This is a genomic window from Bradyrhizobium zhengyangense, from assembly GCF_022012555.1.
Lineage (GTDB): Bacteria > Pseudomonadota > Alphaproteobacteria > Rhizobiales > Xanthobacteraceae > Bradyrhizobium > Bradyrhizobium zhengyangense.
Genome location: NZ_JAKLTZ010000066.1, coordinates 1 through 1828 on the forward strand (window position 1 = coordinate 1; position 1828 = coordinate 1828).

Annotated in this window: 1 pseudogene; it reads right to left on the minus strand. The window is 60.7% G+C overall.

Going from position 1 to position 1828, the window contains the following annotated elements:
• Positions 1-115: 115 nt before the first annotated feature.
• Positions 116-981: pseudogene (locus L6639_RS42825) on the minus strand (IS66 family transposase); the annotation flags it as partial.
• Positions 982-1828 lie beyond the last annotated feature (847 nt).

Here is a 1828-nt window from a genome sequence, read left to right on the forward strand (position 1 = left end):
AACGCCCACGCCGATATTCCCGCGGCGGTCGAAGCCTTGCGGCAATACTGGATGCCGATCCGCTACGCCCGCGCTCAATGATCACTGCGGTCGTGGGAGCTCATGCCGGTTACAGTTAGTCGGCTTGGCGCGGGAGCTTCCATTCCCAGGCAGCAGTTCGCGCAGACGCGAAGCGGGAAGATCGGCGATCCGGGCGAGGACGTCGGAGAGCCGGGCTTTGGGATCGACATCGTTAAGACGACAGGTGGTGATCATCGTCAGCATGATGGCGGCGCGTTCGGCGCCGCGCAGGCTGCCGGCGAAGGTCCAATTGCGCCTTCCCAAGGCGATGCCGCGCAACGCTCTTTTGGCGGCGTTGTTGCTGAGGCAGATCCTGCCATCGTCGAGGAAGCGGGCAAAGTCGGCTCAGCGCCTGGCATGTAATTCGTGGGCTTCAGGACCTCGGAGGAGCGCGAGAGGGTTTCTCGCTCGCGCAGCAGCCAGGCGTGCATGTCGTCGAGCAGCGGCTTAGCGCGATCGGGGAGCTGGTTTACCCTTGCTGCCTACCCTGGCGTTCTTCTCGATATCGGCCAACTCGAAGAAGCCCCGCCGCGCATGCGCGAAGCAGAATGCCGGCGTGATCGGCATCGCTTTCCTTTGCGGGTCGAACAACGGCTCGAAGCCGCTATAGCAATCGGCTTGCAGGATGCCGGCGAAGGCGGCCAGATGCCTCTGGGGATGCTGGCCTCGCCGGTCGGGTGAGGCGTAATAGACCGCAGCCGGCGGCGCCGGCCCACCGAAGGGCCGGTCATCCCGCCCATAACTCCAGCTCCGGCGGGTCGTGCACTTGCCCTTCGCCAGGACGCGGATGGTGGTGTCGTCGCCATGAAGGCGCTCGACTGCGAGTACATGACGCTCGATCAGCTGGAAGAGCGGCATGATGGCGAAGGTTCCGTGGCCGACCTGGTCAGCGAGCGTCGACAATGGCAGGTCGATCCTCTCGCACTTGGTTGAGCGGGATATGCATGCCGAACTGTGCGTCCAGCGAAGGCTGGCATGTTCAGCAGGAGTAAGTCCTGCCGGGGAAAAAGTTAGCTCCCCGTAGTGTGGGTAGCAGAGGAGATAGAAATAGAACCTTTGAAGCCTATCGACAAAACTCCCTTGGGGAGACCACGAGTCATCGGGCCGTATCAAAAGAGAACGCGTTGTGGCCTCGAAAATGCTGAAAACCGAAAGTCGAGCCTGCAGTTTAGGGGCGAAGGCAGCATGATCCATCGAATGCTAACTGACACGACGGGTCATTTCGGCGGGGTGAAAGCGACAGCACGGTGACAAGGACATGCCGAGCAACTGGAGAAGCCTTCATCCCGGAGAGAAATCGCCGGAAGAAGGTAGGTCGTATAACCGGAGATCCCGGGAAATCGACCGAAGATGAGAAGGTGGCGGCCGGGACTGGAGTAGCGATGAAGCGGAGTAACTCCCGTGGAGCAAAGGGTCCCTGCCATTTGTGATGTCTCTAACGTAAGGAAGGCAAGGACGAGATGATAAAGGCGTCCATCGATTTGCAAGACCTGAGGCGGAGACTATACGTCAAGGCGAAGGCTGAACCGTCCTGGCGTTTCTGGGGTCTATACGTCCACGTGTGCAAGATGGAGACCCTGCGCGCAGCGTATGAGATGGCGAAAGAAAACGACGGCGCACCGGGAATAGACGGGGTGCGCGGCGGCGATCAGGGTGAGACTCCGTATTGCCTCACCTATCGATGCTCCCGAGTGCGATCGGTTGCCTCATTTATTTTGCTCCCGGCTTGGGTTGAGGAGGAGGCCGGGTGCGGAGATGGCCGGGGTTT